This window comes from Escherichia sp. AM3 (assembly GCF_032029835.1).
Taxonomy (GTDB): domain Bacteria; phylum Pseudomonadota; class Gammaproteobacteria; order Enterobacterales; family Enterobacteriaceae; genus Escherichia; species Escherichia coli.
In genome coordinates this window covers 1-271 of sequence record NZ_JAVUPQ010000984.1, presented here as the reverse complement: position 1 = coordinate 271, position 271 = coordinate 1, and the positions used below count along the sequence as shown (strand labels likewise).

1 protein-coding gene is annotated in these 271 nt (G+C 58.7%); it reads left to right on the top strand.

Going from position 1 to position 271, the window contains the following annotated elements; translation table 11 throughout:
- Positions 1–271, top strand: a 271-nt coding sequence (locus tag RTW80_RS29345; protein ID WP_312721642.1) for an MFS transporter, incomplete at both ends; no start/stop codon positions are given.

Here is a 271-nt window from a genome sequence, read left to right as displayed (position 1 = left end):
GATGATCACCATCGGTATTCTGGGGGCTTATCTCTCGGATACCGCATTCAGCTACAGCGGCGCATGGCGCTGGATGCTGGGCGTAATCATCATTCCAGCCATCCTGCTGCTGATTGGCGTCTTCTTCCTGCCGGACAGTCCGCGCTGGTTCGCCGCCAAACGCCGCTTCCATGATGCCGAACGCGTGCTCTTACGCCTGCGTGATACCAGCGCCGAAGCCAAAAACGAGCTGGAAGAGATCCGCGAAAGCCTGAAGGTCAAACAGTCCGGC